Source organism: Pseudomonas sp. PDM15 (assembly GCF_014851565.1).
In the GTDB taxonomy this organism is placed as follows: Bacteria; Pseudomonadota; Gammaproteobacteria; order Pseudomonadales; family Pseudomonadaceae; genus Aquipseudomonas.
The window spans coordinates 283,899-301,688 of the sequence record NZ_JACVAA010000007.1; the positions used below are offsets into that span (position 1 = coordinate 283,899).

Annotated in this window: 18 protein-coding genes and 1 pseudogene; 10 read left to right on the top strand and 9 right to left on the bottom strand. The window is 62.4% G+C overall.

The genetic code is table 11. The features are described from left to right. Positions 1-28: 28 nt before the first annotated feature. Positions 29-1,036 carry a DUF481 domain-containing protein gene (locus IB232_RS19930; RefSeq protein WP_192400304.1) on the top strand — a complete coding sequence of 336 codons (1,008 nt, stop codon included), beginning with the start codon at positions 29-31 and terminating at the stop codon, positions 1,034-1,036. A gap of 161 nt (positions 1,037-1,197) precedes the next feature. Here the strand turns inward: IB232_RS19930 and IB232_RS19935 are convergent, their stop codons facing one another. The 6 genes from IB232_RS19935 to IB232_RS19960 form a co-directional block, all read right to left on the bottom strand. After that, complete coding sequence (locus IB232_RS19935; protein ID WP_192400305.1) at positions 1,198-1,950, bottom strand: phytanoyl-CoA dioxygenase family protein; 753 nt, start codon at positions 1,948-1,950, stop codon at positions 1,198-1,200. A gap of 298 nt (positions 1,951-2,248) precedes the next feature. Then, positions 2,249-3,049, bottom strand: a complete 801-nt coding sequence (locus IB232_RS19940) for a cyclic nucleotide-binding domain-containing protein (protein ID WP_137974880.1) — start codon at positions 3,047-3,049, stop codon at positions 2,249-2,251. Positions 3,050-3,155: 106 nt separating this feature from the next. Further along, entirely contained in the window at positions 3,156-3,428 is a 273-nt protein-coding gene (locus IB232_RS19945) for a TfoX/Sxy family protein (protein ID WP_137974879.1), read from the bottom strand. Between the two features lie 25 nt (positions 3,429-3,453). After that, positions 3,454-4,215, bottom strand: coding sequence for a class I SAM-dependent methyltransferase (locus IB232_RS19950; RefSeq protein ID WP_192400306.1), 762 nt, complete (start codon positions 4,213-4,215; stop codon positions 3,454-3,456). A gap of 12 nt (positions 4,216-4,227) precedes the next feature. After that, positions 4,228-4,572, bottom strand: a complete 345-nt coding sequence (locus IB232_RS19955) for a pentapeptide repeat-containing protein (protein WP_192400307.1) — start codon at positions 4,570-4,572, stop codon at positions 4,228-4,230. Between the two features lie 56 nt (positions 4,573-4,628). After that, positions 4,629-6,191 carry an AAA family ATPase gene (locus IB232_RS19960; protein ID WP_192400308.1) on the bottom strand — a complete coding sequence of 521 codons (1,563 nt, stop codon included), beginning with the start codon at positions 6,189-6,191 and terminating at the stop codon, positions 4,629-4,631. 118 nt (positions 6,192-6,309) lie between these two features. Here IB232_RS19960 and mrcB point away from each other — a divergent pair, with 118 nt between their 5' ends. From mrcB to IB232_RS19975, 3 genes are read left to right on the top strand one after another with little or no spacing between them, the layout of a single operon-like run. Beyond that, a complete protein-coding gene (gene mrcB, locus IB232_RS19965) occupies positions 6,310-8,628 on the top strand; it encodes a penicillin-binding protein 1B (protein WP_192400309.1) in 2,319 nt (772 codons plus the stop codon). Between the two features lie 22 nt (positions 8,629-8,650). Further along, positions 8,651-9,373, top strand: a complete 723-nt coding sequence (locus IB232_RS19970) for a tetratricopeptide repeat protein (protein WP_192400310.1) — start codon at positions 8,651-8,653, stop codon at positions 9,371-9,373. Beyond that, positions 9,373-9,702 (top strand): YqcC family protein, encoded by a 330-nt coding sequence (locus IB232_RS19975; RefSeq protein ID WP_192400311.1) that lies wholly within the window; start codon positions 9,373-9,375, stop codon positions 9,700-9,702. The genes IB232_RS19970 and IB232_RS19975 overlap by 1 nt, the downstream gene beginning before the upstream one ends. A gap of 21 nt (positions 9,703-9,723) precedes the next feature. Here the strand turns inward: IB232_RS19975 and IB232_RS19980 are convergent, their stop codons facing one another. Then, a complete protein-coding gene (locus IB232_RS19980; protein ID WP_192400312.1) occupies positions 9,724-10,155 on the bottom strand; it encodes a DUF4124 domain-containing protein in 432 nt (143 codons plus the stop codon). Between the two features lie 408 nt (positions 10,156-10,563). Here IB232_RS19980 and IB232_RS19985 point away from each other — a divergent pair, with 408 nt between their 5' ends. Then, the gene (locus IB232_RS19985) at positions 10,564-12,294 is read left to right on the top strand and encodes an acetolactate synthase 3 large subunit (RefSeq protein ID WP_192400313.1); all 1,731 of its coding nucleotides are present in this window, start codon (positions 10,564-10,566) and stop codon (positions 12,292-12,294) included. Between the two features lie 2 nt (positions 12,295-12,296). Next, positions 12,297-12,788, top strand: a complete 492-nt coding sequence (gene ilvN, locus IB232_RS19990; RefSeq protein WP_137974870.1) for an acetolactate synthase small subunit — start codon at positions 12,297-12,299, stop codon at positions 12,786-12,788. Positions 12,789-12,830: 42 nt separating this feature from the next. On the opposite strand, the gene ilvY is transcribed toward ilvN, so the two are convergent. After that, positions 12,831-13,712 (bottom strand): HTH-type transcriptional activator IlvY, encoded by an 882-nt coding sequence (ilvY, locus tag IB232_RS19995; protein ID WP_192400314.1) that lies wholly within the window; start codon positions 13,710-13,712, stop codon positions 12,831-12,833. A gap of 125 nt (positions 13,713-13,837) precedes the next feature. Between ilvY and ilvC the strand changes: the two genes are divergently transcribed. The 4 genes from ilvC to msrQ all read left to right on the top strand — a co-directional run bounded on the left by ilvC (position 13,838) and on the right by msrQ (position 17,521). Then, a complete protein-coding gene (gene ilvC, locus IB232_RS20000) occupies positions 13,838-14,854 on the top strand; it encodes a ketol-acid reductoisomerase (protein ID WP_192400315.1) in 1,017 nt (338 codons plus the stop codon). A gap of 157 nt (positions 14,855-15,011) precedes the next feature. Next, positions 15,012-15,827, top strand: coding sequence for a CDP-diacylglycerol--serine O-phosphatidyltransferase (gene pssA, locus IB232_RS20005; RefSeq protein WP_137974867.1), 816 nt, complete (start codon positions 15,012-15,014; stop codon positions 15,825-15,827). A gap of 63 nt (positions 15,828-15,890) precedes the next feature. Beyond that, entirely contained in the window at positions 15,891-16,892 is a 1,002-nt protein-coding gene (gene msrP / locus IB232_RS20010) for a protein-methionine-sulfoxide reductase catalytic subunit MsrP (protein ID WP_192400316.1), read from the top strand. Next, positions 16,892-17,521 (top strand): protein-methionine-sulfoxide reductase heme-binding subunit MsrQ, encoded by a 630-nt coding sequence (gene msrQ / locus IB232_RS20015; protein ID WP_192400317.1) that lies wholly within the window; start codon positions 16,892-16,894, stop codon positions 17,519-17,521. The genes msrP and msrQ overlap by 1 nt, the downstream gene beginning before the upstream one ends. Here msrQ and IB232_RS23610 read toward each other — a convergent pair. Further along, positions 17,518-17,790, bottom strand: a pseudogene (locus IB232_RS23610) (hypothetical protein); the annotation flags it as partial. The gene msrQ and the pseudogene IB232_RS23610 sit on opposite strands and share 4 nt — an antisense overlap.

The following is a 17,790-nucleotide window of genomic DNA, read 5'->3' on the forward strand; positions in this document are numbered from 1 at the left end:
TTCCAGGACCAGCCCGTTGTCGATGCCCATGAAGCCGTCCCGCTCCCTGCTCTGTCTGGCGCTCGCCGCCGTCCCTTCCTCGCTGCTCGCCGACACCGTCTGGCTGAAGAACGGCGACAAGCTCACCGGCACCATTCAGCTGTTCGACAGCGGCAAGCTGCTGTTGCAGACCGAGTACGCCGGCAGCATCACGCTGGATGTGAAGAAGATCGCCACCCTGGAAAGCGACCGCGAACTGCTGGTGAAGCAGAACGATTTCGTCGGCGAGCATGCCAAGTCGCTCAAGCCGGCCGGGCAGGGCCAGGTCGAACTGATCAACGGCACGGCGCCGCGCGTGGTGGAGCTGGCATCGATCAGTCAGATGCTGCCGCCCAAGCCGCTGGTGCAGGACCTTACCTGGACCGGTTCGCTGGACTTCTCCGCCGACTACAAACAGGCCGAGAACGACATCAAGGACTACGACATCGATCTCGATACCAAGGCTCGCCACGGCGCCTGGCGGCATGGCATCGCTGCCGAGTACAACCACGAGACCAAGGACGACGAGCGCAAGACCGATCGGGTCGAGCTGGAATACGACCTCGACCGCTTTCTCACCCAGAAATTCTTCTGGCAGGGTCAGCTGAAGTACAGCCACGACCGTGTCGAGGACCTGGAGACCCAGCGCACCATCGGTACCGGCCCCGGTTACCAGTTCTGGGAAAACGAGTTGGGCGCCTTCTCCATGGCCGGCCTGTTCAACCGCAATGATTACGTGTTTGCCGACGGCACAAGCGAGCACTTCAACTCCGCCGCCATGGAGTGGGACTACAAGCGCTACCTGCACGGCAAGAATCTCGAGTTGTATACCCAGGGCGAACTGGGCGCACCCTTCACCGATGAGGTCGAGTACGTCATCGATACCGAGGCCGGTGTGCGCTACAAGCTCAACAGCTGGGCGGCGCTCAGCCTCAAGGCCGAGTGGGACAAGGTCGCCAGCGAGCATGGCGACACCAATGAGCGCCGCTACATGATCGGCCTGGGCGTGGGCTGGTAAGCTCTTAGAGCCTTTTTACGATCTTTTTGAGCTAGAGCCCGGCAGGGCGGAATTGGGTGAGGGCGCGGAGTTGCGAGCGGTAAATGAGCAGCCCGAGGCTACGCGTCCCGACTCGGTTTCAACGCAGCATGGCTGACGGTCAAGAGATCGTAGACAGGTTCTCAGTCGTACTCCGCTTCCTCGTGCTCGCCCAGCAGCCTGCGCTGGCGCGGCGTACAGGCGGCCAGCACTTCCGGATTGAAGCGCCAGTGCAGGTAAGGTGAGAACTTCTGGGCCACCATGCGCCGGCCGTAATGCACCTGCAGCAAGTAGCGGCTGCGGTTCTGGGTGCGGTTGTGACTGCCGGCGTGCCACAACTCGCTGCGCAGGAACAATACGTCGCCGGCGTTGCACAATACCGGTAGGGGGGCTTGGCCACGCCAATCCTGCTCGCCCTCCGCCGGCGGCCGACCGGCGTGGTGGCTGCCGGGGATCATCAGGGTCGGGCACAGGTCCTCGTCGATATCGCTCAGGTACAGCTGCGCTGTGCAGATCTGCATTGGCAGCTCGAAGGACGGATCGTCCAGCAGGCTGCTCGGCAGCTGCATCACCAGGTAGTCGAGATGCAGCTCGGCACCGATGAAACCGGGATGACAGCGCCAGGCGGTCTGGCCGATCACATGACAGTCGGCACCGAGTGCCGCCTCCGCCAGTTCGATCACACCTGGCAGGTCCAGATAGGGCAGCCACAGCGGGTCGCGGTTGAACACGCATTTGTAGTGATCGACCAGGCCGGTGTAGTCCCAGTGCTGCGGCTGCAATGCGCCGATGGCGGTGCGCAGTTCGGCAATCTGGCTGCTATCCAGCACACCTCGCAGCAGCGCGAAGCCTTGCTGGTGCAGGGACTGCAGGTGGTGCGCGGTGGCCTGGCCCATGGTTGTGCTCCGCTAACGGATGTCCTCTCCATGCTGGCACGCGAGCGAATCGCAGGCAAAAAAAGACCCGGCAAAGTGCCGGGTCAATAACCGTGATTAGCCTGATGAGGAGATAATCTGAAGAGTCCGACTGCGTGGTCTCTTGAGCTTATCGGCTGATCTCGCGACCAGTTGCGATAATAATAACAATTCTCATTTTGCAGTCAACGCTCGGATGAGAATTATTTTCGACTGGTTGGCAAAAGCCCGAAAAAACAAACCCCGGCCTGGGCCGGGGTCTGATCCGTCAGGGCAGGACTCACGTGGGCTGCAGCTGGGTGCGCAGCTGGGTGACTTCCTTGTTCAGCAGGTCGATACGCCGCGCCATGCTCTCGATCAGGCTGTGCGCGATGCGCGGGTTGCTCTGCATCAGGCTGAGGAACTGGTCCTTGGGGATGACCATCACGGTGCAGGGCTCGCTGGCGATCACCGTGGCGCTGCGCTTCTCGCGGGTGAACACGGCCATGGCGCCGAAGATCTCGTCCTTCTGCACGTCGCCCACCTTCTGCCCGTCCACATGGGCCTCGGCGTGGCCCTCGATGATCACGAACACGTGGTCGGCGTCGTCACCCTGGTGGATCAGCTCCTCGCCAGCGGCGAAGTGCTGGAAGCCGGTGGCCGGGCGAATTTCCGGTTGCTTGAGGCGAGCCAGAGCGTCGGAGAGCAGGGCGGTATGGCCAATCAGGTACTGGATGAACAGCTCCTGGCGCTGCTCGCTACCGTAGATGTGCTTGAACACCTCGTTGCGCGCATAGGGAACCAGGCTCAGCTGCTCTTCGCTGCTGTAGCGGCAGCTGGGTAGGTCGATGCCCTGGCGCAGGCCGACCAGATCGCCTTCCTGCAGGTAGAACAGCGGGCGCTCATCGACCTGGGCGTGCAGCAGGCCGTTTTCGATGATGTACAGCTGGTTGCCGGGCAGGATCTTCGCCAGGTCATCGACCTGTTCCAGGCGCAGGGAGGCACCGCTGGGCTGCAGCCCGTCGAGCAACTGCGTGGGAATGCTCTGCAGGCGTTGGATCAGCTGGTCGGCGTAGGCCGGTTGCTCCCCGAGTAGGTACATAACGGTAATTCCTTGAACTGGCTGCGCTGACGATAAGGCACGCGGGTGTCCGCAACAATAGGTGGCGACGTGGTACAGGTAAATCCCGCCGCTCGGAGGTTGTGAGCTAGCTCTTGTTGCTTGCCCCAGGTTCGTCCAGCTGGCCATTGAGTCTGGCCTTGAGTCCAGGGGGCAGATCGTTCCAGTGGACGTCGAGCAAGGCGCCCTCGATCGCATAGAGCAGGACCTTGGAGGCGCGGAAGCCGCGGGCGCGCACTGCCCGGTAGGCATCCACCGCGCCCAGGCGGCGTAGGTCGTTGGCGCTGTGAATGCCCACTGCATGCAGCCACTGTGCCGAGGTCTTGCCCAGGTTCTTCAGGTGTTGCAGTTCATCGTTCATGGCGCCTCCTTGCCGTTCTGCGCTGTCACGATTGAGGCCGGGTCGGGAGGCCTGCGAGAAAGTGTAGCGGCCAACGCACAAAACGCTTTTGCTGCCCGTCGCCCCAGGCCTGGCGCAGCTTGGGCAATAGCTCCGGCAGGGGATCGCGGCCGCTGGCCTGTTCCAGCTTCTGCACGGCGGACCAGGTGCCGAGGTAACCCATCAGCTGTTGCAGATCCCACTCCAGCTCGATGGCGAAGGCGGGGACTTCCATGCGCGCAAACGGCGGCTGGATATCGCGGTAGCCGGCATCCACGCTGGCGCGGCCGCTGGGCCAGTAACCGCCCAGGGTGTTCCAGTAGAAGTCGTCGAGCACCGCGTCCAGCGCAGCGTCGATGCGCAGCAGGCTGTAGCACCAGGCGCAAAACAGTCCGTCCGGCCGGAGTAGACGGCGCGTCTCGGCGAAGAATGCCGGCGTGGCGAACCAGTGCAGGGCCTGGGCCACCACGATCAGGTCGAGGCTGGCATCGGCCAGGGGCTGGGCGCTGGCATCCGCGGCGAAGCAGTCGATGCCCTGCAGGTCGGGGGCGGCGCGCAGCTGTTCGGGGCTGCCATCGCAGGCCAGCACCTGGTGGAAGTGGTTCAGCAGGGGGCGGCTGGCTTGGCCGTTGCCGCAGGCGATGTCCAGCGCACGCTCCTGGCCGGGGCTGTTGGCGGCCAGCCAGGTGAACAGGCTGTCGGGGTATTGCGGGCGGAAGCTGGCATAGGCGCCGGCACGATTACCGAACAGGCGGGTGATCTCGCTCATGGATCCTCGGAATCAGAGAGGGCGATAGCGCATGCGGGTGCCGAACTGCATGGACAGGAGAATCTCGTCGGCGCACAGCTGGGCCGGGAAGTAGGCGCCGGAGATCTGCGCGTGGGCGATGCTGGCGCCTTCCAGATTGGCCTCGCGCAGGTCCAGGCCACGCAGGTCGGCACCACGGAAGTAGGCGTCGGTGAAATCGATGTGGCTGGCGTCCAGCAGACGCAGGTCGAGACCGCGCAGATCGGCGCCGCGCAGGTCGACGGAGCCGTCCTTGGGTTTCTGCTTGTTGAAGTCGGCAACCTTCTCGTCACGCAGCAGGCGGTAGAGCGGGTTATCCAGTTGGCGGGGCTGGCTCATGGGGTGCCTCCATTCAGGGCCTGTCGGCAGTATAGACAGGCCCCGAATGGTGCGGCTCAGAGCCCGGGCAGGCGCTGGCGGATGCTGTCGATCAGGCCATCGAGGCTGGCTGCCTGATGGGTGTCGATGCGGCGGCTGTGGGCCTGCTCGTCGGCATTCAGTGCGTCGCGGCTGGCCTGCTGGGCCTGAATCACTTCCAGGGTGGCGTCGGACGGGTCGCTGCCCTCGGCCTGGCGCTGCTGCAGCCAGGCGGCGATCACATCCTGCGGAGCCTGGCAGTCGAGGATCAGGAATGGCGCGCCGTTCTGCTCGGCGACCTGCCAGGCGGCGGCGCGCTGGTCGTGCTTGAGGTAGGCAGCGTCCAGCACCACGGGGAAGCCGGCGTGCAGTGCGCTTTCCGCCAGTTGATGCAGTCGAGCATAGGTCGCGGTGCTGGCTTCGGCGCTGTAGATGCCGCCGTTCAGGCTGCCCTTGGCGGCATCTGGCTGCTCGCCGAACAGGCGCTTGCGCTCCACGTCCGAGCGCAGGCGAATGGCGCCCAGGGCTTCGACCAGACGCAGCGCCACCTGGCTCTTGCCGACGGCGGAGACGCCGCTGGTGATGGCCAGGAACGGCGTGGGAATGGCGCTGTAGCTCTCCGCCAGGTTGGCGTAGTTGCGGTACTGGCGCAGGGTGGCGGCCTTCTGCACCGCATCGCTCTGGTGAGCCAGGCTGAACAGCGCGACCTTGGCCCGCACCAGAGCGCGGTGGGCCTTATAGAGGTTGAGCAGCTCCAGGGCGTCGTAGTCGCCGCTGCGCTCCAGCCAGGCGCTGACGAAGCGTCGCGACAGGGCCTTGAGGCCGCGGTCTTCCAAGTCCATGGCGAGGAAGGCAGCGTCCAGGGCGATGTCGATCAGGCGGAACTCTTCGTTGAATTCGATGCAGTCGAACAGCACGACCTTGCCATCGAGCAGGGTCGCGTTGCCCAGGTGGATGTCGCCATGGCACTCGCGGATCGCGCCGGCCTCGGCACGCCGGGCCAACAGCGGCTCCAGGCGGGCGATGCTGGTTTCCACCCAGCCTTCCAGGGCCTCGAGCTGGCGCAGGTCGGCGGCGTCGGACAGCAGCGGGCGGATCTGCACGAAGTTCTGGCGCATCGGCGCGACGATGGCTTGTGGCTCGCACAGCGGGTGGTCGACGGCTACAGCCGGGGTACGGCCGTGGAATTCGGCGATCTGCTGAGCCAGGGCGTCGATATGCGCCGGGGTCAGCTCGCCGCGCGACTGTACGGCGCTGAGCAGTTGGGTCTGGGGGAACTGGCGCATCTTCAGCACGTATTCGATGGCTGTGCCTTCACCGCCCAGTTGGGGGGCGTTCTCTCTGCCGGTGATCGGCAGCACGTCCAGGTACAGGCCTTCGGTCAGGCGCTGGTTGAGGCGCAGCTCTTCGCCGCAGAAGTGCTGGCGCTTGCTCAGGTCGGTGAAGTCGAGAAAACCGAAGTTGACCGGCTTCTTGATCTTGTAGGCGTAGGGACCAGTGAGTAGCACCCAGGAGATGTGCGTCTCGATGACCTGGAATCCTTCCACCGGATGGGGGTAGAGGGCCGGGTTCTGCAGGGCGGCGATCAGGGCTTGGCTCACGGTCTTTCCTTGTGCTTCTGGCATCGATAAGAGGCGGCATTATGGCCGCTGTGAGGCGCTCTGCAAACCGCCGGGGCGCGCCTGTCGGCCCCTGGCAAAGTGCGTATAATGCCGCGCCATGACTCGTTCCCGTACCCCCCGCAAAGGCGCCAAGCGCCGCGCCAGCAGCCGTTCCTGGCTGGGCTGGCTGTTCAAGCTGTCGCTGGTTGGCCTGGTGCTGCTGGCCGGTTTCGCCGTTTACCTGGATGCCGTGGTGCAGGAGAAATTCTCCGGCAAGCGCTGGACGGTGCCGGCCAAGGTCTACGCGCGGCCGCTGGAGCTGTTCGTTGGGCAGAAGCTGAGCAAGGAAGACTTCCTCACCGAGCTGGATGCCCTCGGCTATCGTCGTGAAGGAGCCGCCAACGGCCCGGGTGCGGCGGCGGTGAATGGCAATCTGGTCGACCTGCATACCCGCGGCTTCCAGTTCTATGAAGGCAACGAGCCGGCCCAGCGGGTGCGGGTGAAGTTCTCCGGCGACTACGTGGCCGGTCTCAATCAGGGCAGCGGCGCCAAGCTGGCGGTGGCGCGCATGGAGCCGCTGCTGATCGGTGGCCTGTATCCGGCGCACCATGAGGATCGCATCCTGATCAAGCTGGATCAGGTGCCGCCGTATCTGGTCGAGACACTGGTGGCGGTGGAGGATCGCGAGTTCTTCAACCACTTTGGCGTATCGCCCAAGGGCATCGCCCGTGCCGTGTGGATCAACGCCTCGGCCGGCCAGTTGCGCCAGGGCGGCAGTACCCTCACACAGCAGCTGGTGAAGAACTTCTACCTCACCAGCGAGCGCAGCCTGACCCGCAAGCTGACCGAAGCCATGATGGCGGTGCTGCTGGAGCTGCACTACGACAAGAAGGAAATCCTCGAGGCTTACCTCAACGAGGTGTTCCTCGGTCAGGACGGCCAGCGCGCGGTGCATGGTTTTGGTCTGGCCAGCCAGTACTTCTTCAGTCAGCCGCTGGGCGAGCTGAAATTGGAGCAGGTGGCTCTGTTGGTCGGCATGGTCAAGGGGCCGACCGTATACAACCCGCGGCGTAATCCGGAGCTGGCGCTCAAGCGCCGCAATCTGGTGCTCGATCTGCTGGCGGAGCAGGGCGTGGTCACCGCCGAAGTGGCCGAGGCGGCCAAGCAGAAGCCGCTGGGTGTGACCAAGCGCGGTAGCCTGGCCGACAGTTCCTTCCCCGGCTTCCTCGATCTGGTCAAGCGTCAGCTACGCGAGGATTACCGTGAGGAAGACCTGACCGAAGAAGGCCTGCGCATCTTCACCAGCTTCGACCCGATCCTGCAGCTCAAGGCCGAGTCGGCGCTGGGGGAGACCCTCAAGCGCCTGTCCGGGCGCAAGGGTGTGGACGAAGTGGAAGCGGCCATGGTGGTGACCAACCCGGAGACCGGCGAGATACAGGCGCTGATCGGCAGCCGCCAGCCGCGCTTCGCCGGTTTCAACCGGGTACTGGACGCCAATCGCCCGATCGGCTCGCTGATCAAGCCGGCCGTGTACCTCACCGCCCTGGAGCGCCCGAGTCAGTACACCCTGACCAGTTGGCTGGAGGACACGCCGTTCTCCGTCAAGGGCCAGGACGGCCAGGTCTGGCGGCCGAAGAACTACGACGGCAAGGCCCACGGCTCCATCTACCTCTATCAGGGCCTGGCCAATTCCTACAACCTGTCGACCGCCAAGCTCGGCCTGGAACTGGGAGTGCCGAATGTGCTCAAAACCCTCGAGCGCCTGGGCGTCGAGCGTGAGTGGCCGGCCTATCCTTCGATGCTGCTGGGCGCTGGCGCGCTGAGCCCGATGGAAGTGGCCACCATGTACCAGACCCTGGCCAACGGCGGCTTCAATACGCCGTTGCGCGGTATTCGCAGCGTACTTGCCGCCGAGGGCGAGCCGCTCAAGCGCTATCCCTTCCAGATCCAGCAGCGTTTCGATCCAGGCGCCATCTACCTGGTGCAGAACGCCATGCAGCGGGTCATGCGCGAAGGCACCGGGCGCTCGGTGTACAGTCAACTACCGGCGTCGCTGAATCTGGCTGGCAAGACCGGTACCAGCAACGACTCGCGTGACAGCTGGTTCGCCGGCTTCAGTCAGGATCTTCTGGCGGTGGTGTGGATGGGGCGCGACGACAACGGCACGACGCCGCTGACCGGCGCCACCGGTGCCCTGCAGGTCTGGACCGGTTTCATGAAAAAGGCCGACCCGCTGCCGCTGGACATGCCGATGCCGGACAATGTCACCCCGGCCTGGGTGGACGTTTATAGCGGCCAGGGCTCCGCCGCTGGCTGCCCGAATGCGGTGGAAATACCTTATATCCGTGGCAGCGAGCCGGCTCCCGGTCAGCCTTGCGGCCTGCTGGAGGCTCCGGCAGACAACGTGATGGACTGGGTGCGTGGCTGGCTCAACTGAATTCGCTGAAGTGAGGAAATGCATGGCTAAGTGGTGGGTTTGCGTAGTGCTGGCGTCTGCGGTTCTGTCCGGTTGCGCCAGTGTGCCCAGGGGTTCGATTCCGGTGCAGGACTCTTCTGGGCGGCTGATGGAAGATGAGCAGGGCGCCTTCGCCGGCCGCGGCGCAACGAGTGCCCAGCCGCAACAGGCACAGACCCAGAGCCTGCCGGAGGATTCCGGTGTGGTGGTGATGGTGCCGGGCGGCGTTTCTTCGGCCCCTTTGGAAACCTATCCGGATGGCAGTAGTGCCACACCGGCCACCTACGGTTCTGCACCGCTGAGTACGGGGCCGATCTCCGGCGCGGGTGCCTATCAGCAGCCCAGCACGCCGAGCATGCCTAGCGGCATTCCCGCCGGCGGCAGCCTGGCCGGTGACGAGCAGCTGGATGGTCCGGTGCTGGCGCTGCTTACCAGCGCCCAGCAGCAGCAGGGCAGCGGTGATCTGGAAGGTGCCTCGTCAAGCCTGGAGCGTGCCCAGCGCATCGCTCCGCGGGAGCCTCAGGTGCTCTATCGTCTCGCCGAGGTGCGCCTGGCCCAGGGGGATGCGGCTCAGGCCGAACAGCTGGCGCGCCGCGGCCTGAGTTTTGCCAATGGCCGCCCAGCTTTGCAGGCAGGCCTGTGGGGCCTGATCGGTCAGGCTCGTGAACGCCAGGGCGATCCCGCCGGCGCCGCTCAGGCTCGTGAGCGGGCACGGGTCAATCTCTGATGGATTCGCGCCTCTCGGCCTTGGCCGATCAGCTTCTGCTGATCGAGCGCGAATTGCGTCTGCTGGGGTGGTGGTCGGTCGAGACTCCTTCGGCCGAGGCATTGTCCAGCAAGGAGCCGTTCTGCGTGGATACGTTGGACTTCGAGGCCTGGCTGCAGTGGATTTTCCTGCCGCGCATGAAGCAGGTGCTGGAGACCGACGGGCCATTGCCGCCGGTGTCCGGTATTCGTGAGATGGCGGAGATGAGCTGGCCCGGTCGTGAGGCTCAGGCGCGAGCGCTGCTGGTGGCTCTGGGAGAATTCGATCGATTGATTGGGAGCGCTCGCTGAGCGCTCCGTGGGTGCCGGTGGTTATTGGCAGTTCTTCTTAAGAGCAGCTTCTCCGGTGCTGATTCTTTCCTGGCGCTCCTCTTCCGTTAGATGGCGCAGCTCGCCATCAATTTCCATCCGGATGCGCGGATTGTTCTGCAACTGTGCGAGGTTGTACCGGGCGTTGTCGCAGAAATTTTTGAGCTCGGCTTCTTGCTCTGCAACTTCCTTCCGTACTCGCTCATTTGCATCTTCCTGAGCCTTTTCAGCAGATTCTTGCTGAGGCGCTGCAGGTGGTGCCGCAAGCTTGGGCTGTGAGATGTTGGGGTTCACCGTGGCAGCATCCTGTCCCTCCGGCGGCTGCGAGCCAAAGTGAACATTGCCTTGGCCATCCACCCACTTGTAAATCTGCCCGGCAGTGGCACCGGTGCTCAGGGCGAGCAGCACACTGCACGCGAGAATCATGCGACGCATGTCGTTTCCTTTTATCGGCAGCAAAACCTGCCCGTTACTATAACCAAAACCCGCGAATCTTCATCCTGCGCCATGTCACAAGCCGGCAGCGCAAGAAACTGTGACGTATAACTTGACTTGGCGTTAGCTAATCCGAACAATCGGCCCTTCCTGCTGTTGTGAGGTCCGCCGCAAGCGTCCCTCAGCTCAGTGGAAAAAGGCGCTACCCGTGCCGACCCCCGTTACACCCGCAACGCGTTACCTCGCGCTGGGAAGGAAAGGCTCCGCAAGATTGGGCCGTTCCGCTACTCGTCAGGCAGACCCCTGCATTATCCGCGACCACAGTCGCGCTCGTCCGCTGACCAGTAAGACCTACTCAAAGGACCACTCGTTGTCGGGTGGTGATCTGGCGTTCTAGAGGTGAACAACGTGGAGCTTTTATCCGGCGCTGAAATGGTCGTCCGCTCGCTGCGTGACGAAGGCGTTAAGTACATTTATGGGTACCCGGGCGGTGCCCTCCTGCACATCTACGATGCCCTGTTCAAGGAACCGGAAGTTACCCACATCCTGGTTCGCCACGAGCAGGCCGCCACTCATATGGCCGACGGCTACGCCCGCGCTACCGGCAAGGCCGGTGTGGTGCTGGTGACTTCCGGCCCGGGGGCGACCAATGCTATCACCGGCATTGCCACCGCCTACATGGACTCGATTCCGATGGTGATCATCTCCGGTCAGGTGCCCAGCACCGTGGTCGGTACCGATGCCTTCCAGGAAACCGACATGGTCGGTATCTCGCGTCCAATCGTGAAGCACAGCTTCATCATCAAGCATCCTTCGGAAATCCCCGAAGTGATCAAGAAGGCTTTCTACCTCGCCCAGTCCGGCCGTCCAGGCCCGGTGGTCGTGGACATTCCCAAGGACATGGGCGATCCGTCGCAGAAGTTCGAGTACAGCTATCCGAAAAAGGTCAAGCTGCGCTCCTACAGCCCGGCTGCTCGTGGTCATTCCGGGCAGATCCGCAAGGCCGCCGAGATGATTTTGGCCGCCAAGCGTCCGGTCCTTTACTCCGGCGGCGGCGTGGTCATGGGTGGCGCTTCCGAGCCGCTGACCGAGCTGGCGCGTATGCTCAACATCCCGGTGACCAATACCCTGATGGGGCTTGGCGCCTTCCCCGGCACCGATCGCCAGTTCGTCGGCATGCTCGGCATGCACGGCAGCTACACCGCCAACCTGGCCATGCACCACGCCGACGTGATCCTGGCTGTTGGTGCGCGCTTCGATGACCGCGTGATCAACGGTGAGACCGCAGCCAAGTTCTGCCCGAACGCCAAGATCATCCACATCGACATCGACCCTGCGTCGATCTCCAAGACCGTCAAGGCCGACATCCCGATCGTTGGTCCGGTGGACAGCGTGCTGACCGAGATGGTCGCCATCCTCAAGGAGATCGGCGAGACCCCGAACAAGGAAACCGTCGCCAACTGGTGGAAACAGATCGACGAATGGCGCGGTAGCGGCCGCCTGTTCCCCTACAACGAGGGCGACGGCAGCATCATAAAGCCGCAAGCGGTGATCGAGACCCTCAGCGAAGTGACCCGTGGCGACGCCTACATCACGTCCGACGTGGGCCAGCACCAGATGTTCGCGGCGCAGTACTACAAGTTCAACAAGCCCAATCGCTGGATCAACTCCGGCGGCCTGGGCACCATGGGCTTCGGCTTCCCCGCCGCCATGGGCGTCAAGCTGAACTTCCCGGAGGCCGACGTGGCCTGCGTCACCGGCGAAGGCAGCATCCAGATGAACATCCAGGAGCTGTCCACCTGCCTGCAGTACGACCTGCCGGTAAAGATCATCAACCTGAACAACGGTGCCCTGGGCATGGTTCGCCAATGGCAGGACATGCAGTACAGCAGCCGTTATTCGCACTCCTACATGGAATCGCTGCCTGACTTCGTCAAGCTGGCCGAGGCCTATGGTCACGTGGGCATGCGCATCACCGACCTGAAAGACCTCAAGCCGAAGATGGAAGAAGCTTTCGCCATGAAGAACCGTCTGGTGTTCCTCGACATCGCCGTGGATACCAGCGAGCACGTGTACCCGATGCAGATTCGCGGCGGTGCCATGCGTGATATGTGGCTGAGCAAGACGGAGCGGACCTGAACATGCGCCATATCATCTCCCTGTTGCTGGAAAACGAACCCGGTGCCCTGTCGCGCGTGGTTGGCCTGTTCTCCCAGCGGAACTACAACATCGAAAGCCTGACCGTGGCGCCGACCGAAGACCCGACCCTGTCGCGTCTGACGCTGACCACCGTGGGGCATGACGATGTGATCGAGCAGATCACCAAGAACCTCAACAAGCTGATCGAAGTGGTCAAGCTGGTGAACCTGTCGGAAAGCGCCCACATCGAGCGCGAGCTGATGCTGGTCAAAGTGAAGGCCACCGGTGCCCAGCGCGCCGAGGTCAAGCGCACCACCGACATCTTCCGCGGGCAGATCGTCGACGTGACCAGCAGCGTCTACACAATCCAGCTGACCGGTACCAGCGACAAGCTGGACAGCTTCATCCAGGCCATCGGCACCGCGTCGATCCTGGAAACCGTGCGCAGCGGTGTCACCGGTATTGCGCGTGGCGACAAGGTCCTGAGTATCTGATCGTCCATGTTGCAAAGAAGGCCCCGCCTAGTGCGGGGCTTTTTATTTCTCGCGGTTCCAGAAGGCGGCGATCAGCGGGTCCTTGAGGCGCTTCTGCAGGGCGAACAGGCCTATGTCGTAGGCGGTAAGTGGCGGCTGAATCTCATAGATGCGGATGCGCGCGGCCAGCGGGCTGTTGTCCAGCACGATCTGCGGTACCACGCCGATACCGAACCCCAGGCTCACCATACTGACGATGGCTTCGTTGCCGCTCACCTGAGCGTAGATGCGCGGCTTGATGTTGTGGCTCTTCAGCCAGCGGTCGGTGCGTGTCCGCGCCAGGCCCTCTTCCGATAGGATCATCGGCACATCGCGCCAGCTATCGGCGTCGGGATGCTTCAGTTGTTCATCGCTGAGCAGCTGGGATGACTGTGGGCCGATAAAGCGCAGCTCGGAGCGAGCGATGGGCTGGAATTCGATGTCGGCCGGTAGGCTGTCCGGGCGTGCGCCGATAGCCAAGTCTTCCAGTTCCTGCTGCACGCGTTCGACGGCCTTGGCCGGGTCACCGGTGTGCAGTGTCATTTCGATGCGCGGGTAGTTCTGCCGGAAGCTGCTGAGGATGTCGTACAAAAAGCTGTAGCTGGCCGTGACTGAGCAATACAGGGAGAGCTCGCCGTGCAGGATCAGCTGGTCCTGCTTGAATGTCTGGCGAATGGCCTGCCAGCCGTTCATGACCTCCTGGGCATATCCGCGAAACTGTTGTCCCTCGCGGGTTAGGCGGACCGAGCGGTTGTCGCGCAGGAATAGCGGGGCGCCAAGTTCATCTTCCAGTTGTTTGATGCTACGGCTGAGAGCGGAAGGGCTGACGTGCTGTTCACGGCTGGTTTTGCCGAAGTGCAGGTTGTCTGCCAAAGAAAGAAAAAGCCTGAGTGCGTGGCTGTCCATATCTGTTTCATATATCGGCACGTTGTATTGCAAATATATCATTTTACGCAATGGTAAGGATCGCTTAAGGTGCCTCCGTAGCGGTGCTGAGCACCTCCTCCATTCGATCCAGAAGAGCCCAGAACATGAAAGTTTTCTACGACAAAGACTGCGACCTCTCCATCATCCAGGGCAAGAAAGTCGCCGTTATCGGCTACGGCTCCCAGGGCCACGCTCAGGCGTGCAACCTGAAGGATTCCGGTGTTGACGTCACCATCGGTCTGCGCAAGGGCTCCGCTACCGTTGCCAAGGCCGAGGCTCATGGCCTGAAAGTGACCGACGTGGCCACTGCCGTTGCCAATGCCGACCTGGTCATGATCCTGACCCCGGACGAGTTCCAGGGCCGCCTGTACAAGGAAGAGATCGAGCCGAACATCAAGAAAGGCGCCACCCTGGCCTTCTCCCACGGCTTCTCCATCCACTACAACCAGGTCGTGCCGCGTGCCGACCTCGACGTGATCATGATCGCGCCGAAGGCCCCGGGCCATACCGTGCGCTCCGAGTTCGTCAAAGGCGGCGGTATCCCTGATCTGATCGCCATCTACCAGGACGCTTCCGGCAATGCCAAGAACGTCGCCCTGTCCTACGCCTGTGGCGTTGGTGGCGGCCGTACCGGCATCATCGAAACCACCTTCAAGGACGAGACCGAAACCGATCTGTTCGGTGAGCAGGCCGTTCTGTGCGGCGGTTGCGTCGAGCTGGTCAAAGCCGGTTTCGATACTCTGGTCGAAGCTGGCTACGCGCCGGAAATGGCCTACTTCGAGTGCCTGCACGAGCTGAAGCTGATCGTCGACCTGATGTTCGAAGGCGGCATCGCCAACATGAACTACTCGATCTCCAACAACGCCGAATACGGTGAGTACGTGACCGGTCCGGAAGTCATCAACGCCGAATCCCGTCAGGCCATGCGTAACGCCCTGAAGCGCATCCAGGACGGCGAATACGCCAAGATGTTCATCCAGGAAGGCGCGGCCAACTACCCGTCCATGACCGCCTACCGCCGCAACAATGCCGCTCACGGCATTGAAGTGGTCGGCGAGAAGCTGCGTGCGATGATGCCGTGGATCTCCGCCAACAAGATCGTCGACAAGACCAAGAACTGAGTCTTTTGGTGTTCGAAAAAGAACGCGGCTTCGGCCGCGTTTTTTTATGCGCGTAGCGGGCTTCTGGTATAAAGCCCACTTGTTTAGCCGTACCGCCGGCGAACCTGCGTCGGTGGTACCGGTCGAAGTCTCATCCAATCGCTGCAAGGTATTGTTCATGAACGAACGTCCCGAGGACTCCGGCAAGGCTCCCGAACCGGAGAGCCTGCTGCCCATCGATGAACACGTGGAAGAAGGTCAGGATGCCGAGGGCCGCAAGGTCCGCCACCGTGGCATCTATCTGTTACCCAACCTGTTCACCACGGCGGCGCTGTTTTCCGGCTTCTATGCCATCGTCAACGGCATGAACGGCCAGTTCGACCATGCCGCCATCGCCATCTTCGTGGCCATGGTGCTCGACGGTCTTGATGGTCGCGTCGCTCGCCTGACCAACACCCAAAGCGCCTTCGGCGCCGAATACGACTCGCTGTCCGATATGGTCGCCTTCGGCGTCGCCCCGGCGTTGGTCGCCTTCGAGTGGGCCCTAGGTAGCCTGGGCAAGGTCGGCTGGATGGTCGCCTTCATTTATGTGGCCGGTGCTGCGCTGCGTCTGGCGCGCTTCAATACCATGGTTGGTAAGGCAGACAAGCGCTACTTCATTGGCCTGGCCAGTCCGGCTGCTGCGGCGTTGGTGGCTGGTACCGTGTGGGCGTTCAGCGACTTCGGCATCAAGGGCTCGAACATGGCCTTCGTGGTCGCCCTGCTGGTGGCGGCCGCCGGTACGCTGATGGTCAGCAACATCAAGTACCACAGCTTCAAGGACCTGGACCTCAAAGGGCGTGTGCCTTTCGTGGCCATCCTGATCGTGGTGCTGGTGTTTGCCGTGGTGTTCAGCGATCCGCCCCGCATCCTGCTGCTGATCTTCCTCGCCTATGCGGCGTCCGGTCCTGTGCAATATTTGTTGCAACTGCGTCGGCGCAAAGCGGCCGAGTGATGTAATTTCCTTGCGGCTCCGCAGTCTACTGGCGTATTCGATGTCCAGGCTGTGGAGCCCGCCATGCTGATCAAGACCCCTCCCGCATCCGCAGAGCGCGAATGCGATATCACCCCCGAAGCCGTTTATCTATCCCGGCGCCGTTTCATGGCCGCTGCTGGCGGAGCCATGGCGTTGAGTGTGCTGCCTGCGCAAGCGGACGCCACTCGATATGCGGATGTCGAACCCGGTCCCATGCCCGACTGGTTTGCCGAGAAGCTACCCGATGTGCGCTGGCAGGCGGTAACCGTGGGTGAAGAGGCGCTGACGCCCTACCCAGATGTCACGCAGTACAACAACTTCTACGAGTTCGGCACCAACAAGGGTGATCCGGCGCGCCATGCCGGCAAACTCGAGGTGGAACCCTGGTCGGTGATGATCGATGGCGAGGTGGCCAAGCCTGGCCCGGTATCGCTTGAACAGCTGGTCCAGCCGCATCGACTGGAGGAGCGCATCTATCGTCTGCGCTGCGTCGAAGCCTGGTCGATGGTCATCCCCTGGCTCGGCTTCCCGCTGGGCGAACTGCTCAAACGCGCCGAGCCGACCGGCAATGCCAAGTTCGTCCGCTTCGAAACCAAGGTGGCGCCAGAACAGATGGCGGGTGTGCGCTCCGGATTCTCGCTGATCGACTGGCCTTATGTAGAAGGGCTGCGCATGGATGAGGCCATGCACCCTCTGGCGATTATGGCGGCGGGTCTCTACGGGCGCGTTCTGCCCAATCAGAATGGTGCGCCGTTGCGTCTGGTGGTGCCGTGGAAGTACGGCTTCAAGAGCATTAAGTCCATCGTGCGTATCAGTCTGGTTGCGGAGCAGCCAAAAACCACCTGGGAAAGTCTGGCGCCCGACGAATATGGCTTTTACGCCAATGTGAACCCGGGGGTTGACCACCCCCGCTGGAGCCAGGCGACGGAGCGCCGTTTACCTAATAGTCTGTTCAGCCCGAATGTCATCGATACCAGGCTGTTCAACGGCTATGACGAAGTAGCCAGCCTCTATGCCGGTCTCGATCTGCGGAAGCATTACTGATGCGCTTCCCGTTCTGGCGTGGGTTGGTGTTCCTCGCGGCCTTGTCGTTTCCCTTGTATTGGCTGTACGAAGGACTGCAGCGACTAACCGGACCCGATCCCGGCAAGGTGCTGGTGGATAACTTGGGGCAGGGTGGGCTGATCCTACTGTTGCTGACACTGAGCATGACCCCGTTGCGCCGCTTGACGGCCTGGGGTGGCTGGTTGGCGGTGCGGCGTCAACTGGGGCTGTGGTGCTTCTTCTATATAGTGCTGCATCTTGGTGGCTATCTACTGTTCATTCTCGGCCTGCGTTTTGATCGTCTGCTGGCGGACATCAACGAACGCCCCTACATCATCGTCGGTGCGCTGGCGCTACTTGGCCTGCTACCTCTCGCACTGACGTCTAATCGCTACAGCCAGCGTCGATTGGGCATGCGTTGGCGGCAGTTGCATCGGCTGGTATATCCGATTCTCGGTCTGGCGTTGCTCCACGTGCTATGGGTAGTGCGCTCCGATATAGGCGAATGGCTGGTCTACGCGTTATGTGGCGCAGCTCTGCTGCTGTTGCGTCTGCCGAGTGTGGCGACCGCTTTAGCGACAGCTCGCGAGAAGATGGCAAAAACTTTGCAGAAAGGAGTTGACGGTTAGATTTGGTCCCCTATAATGCGCACCACTTCCGGCGCAGTCCTATCGGAAAACTCCTTGAAATTCAAAGAGTTGGATGAAAAAAGAGATTGACCGGATGGCGAATTCGAGTAGAATGCGCCGGGCTGACAAGGTGGTGGTTTGATCTTGTTGGTTGCTTCGATCAGGTAGATCGAAAGCGGTTGAAAGAGGTGGTTGACAGCGGTTTTGAACGCTGTAGAATGCGCCTCCCGCTGACGAGAAGAAGTTCTGATCTGAAGCGCAAGCGGTTG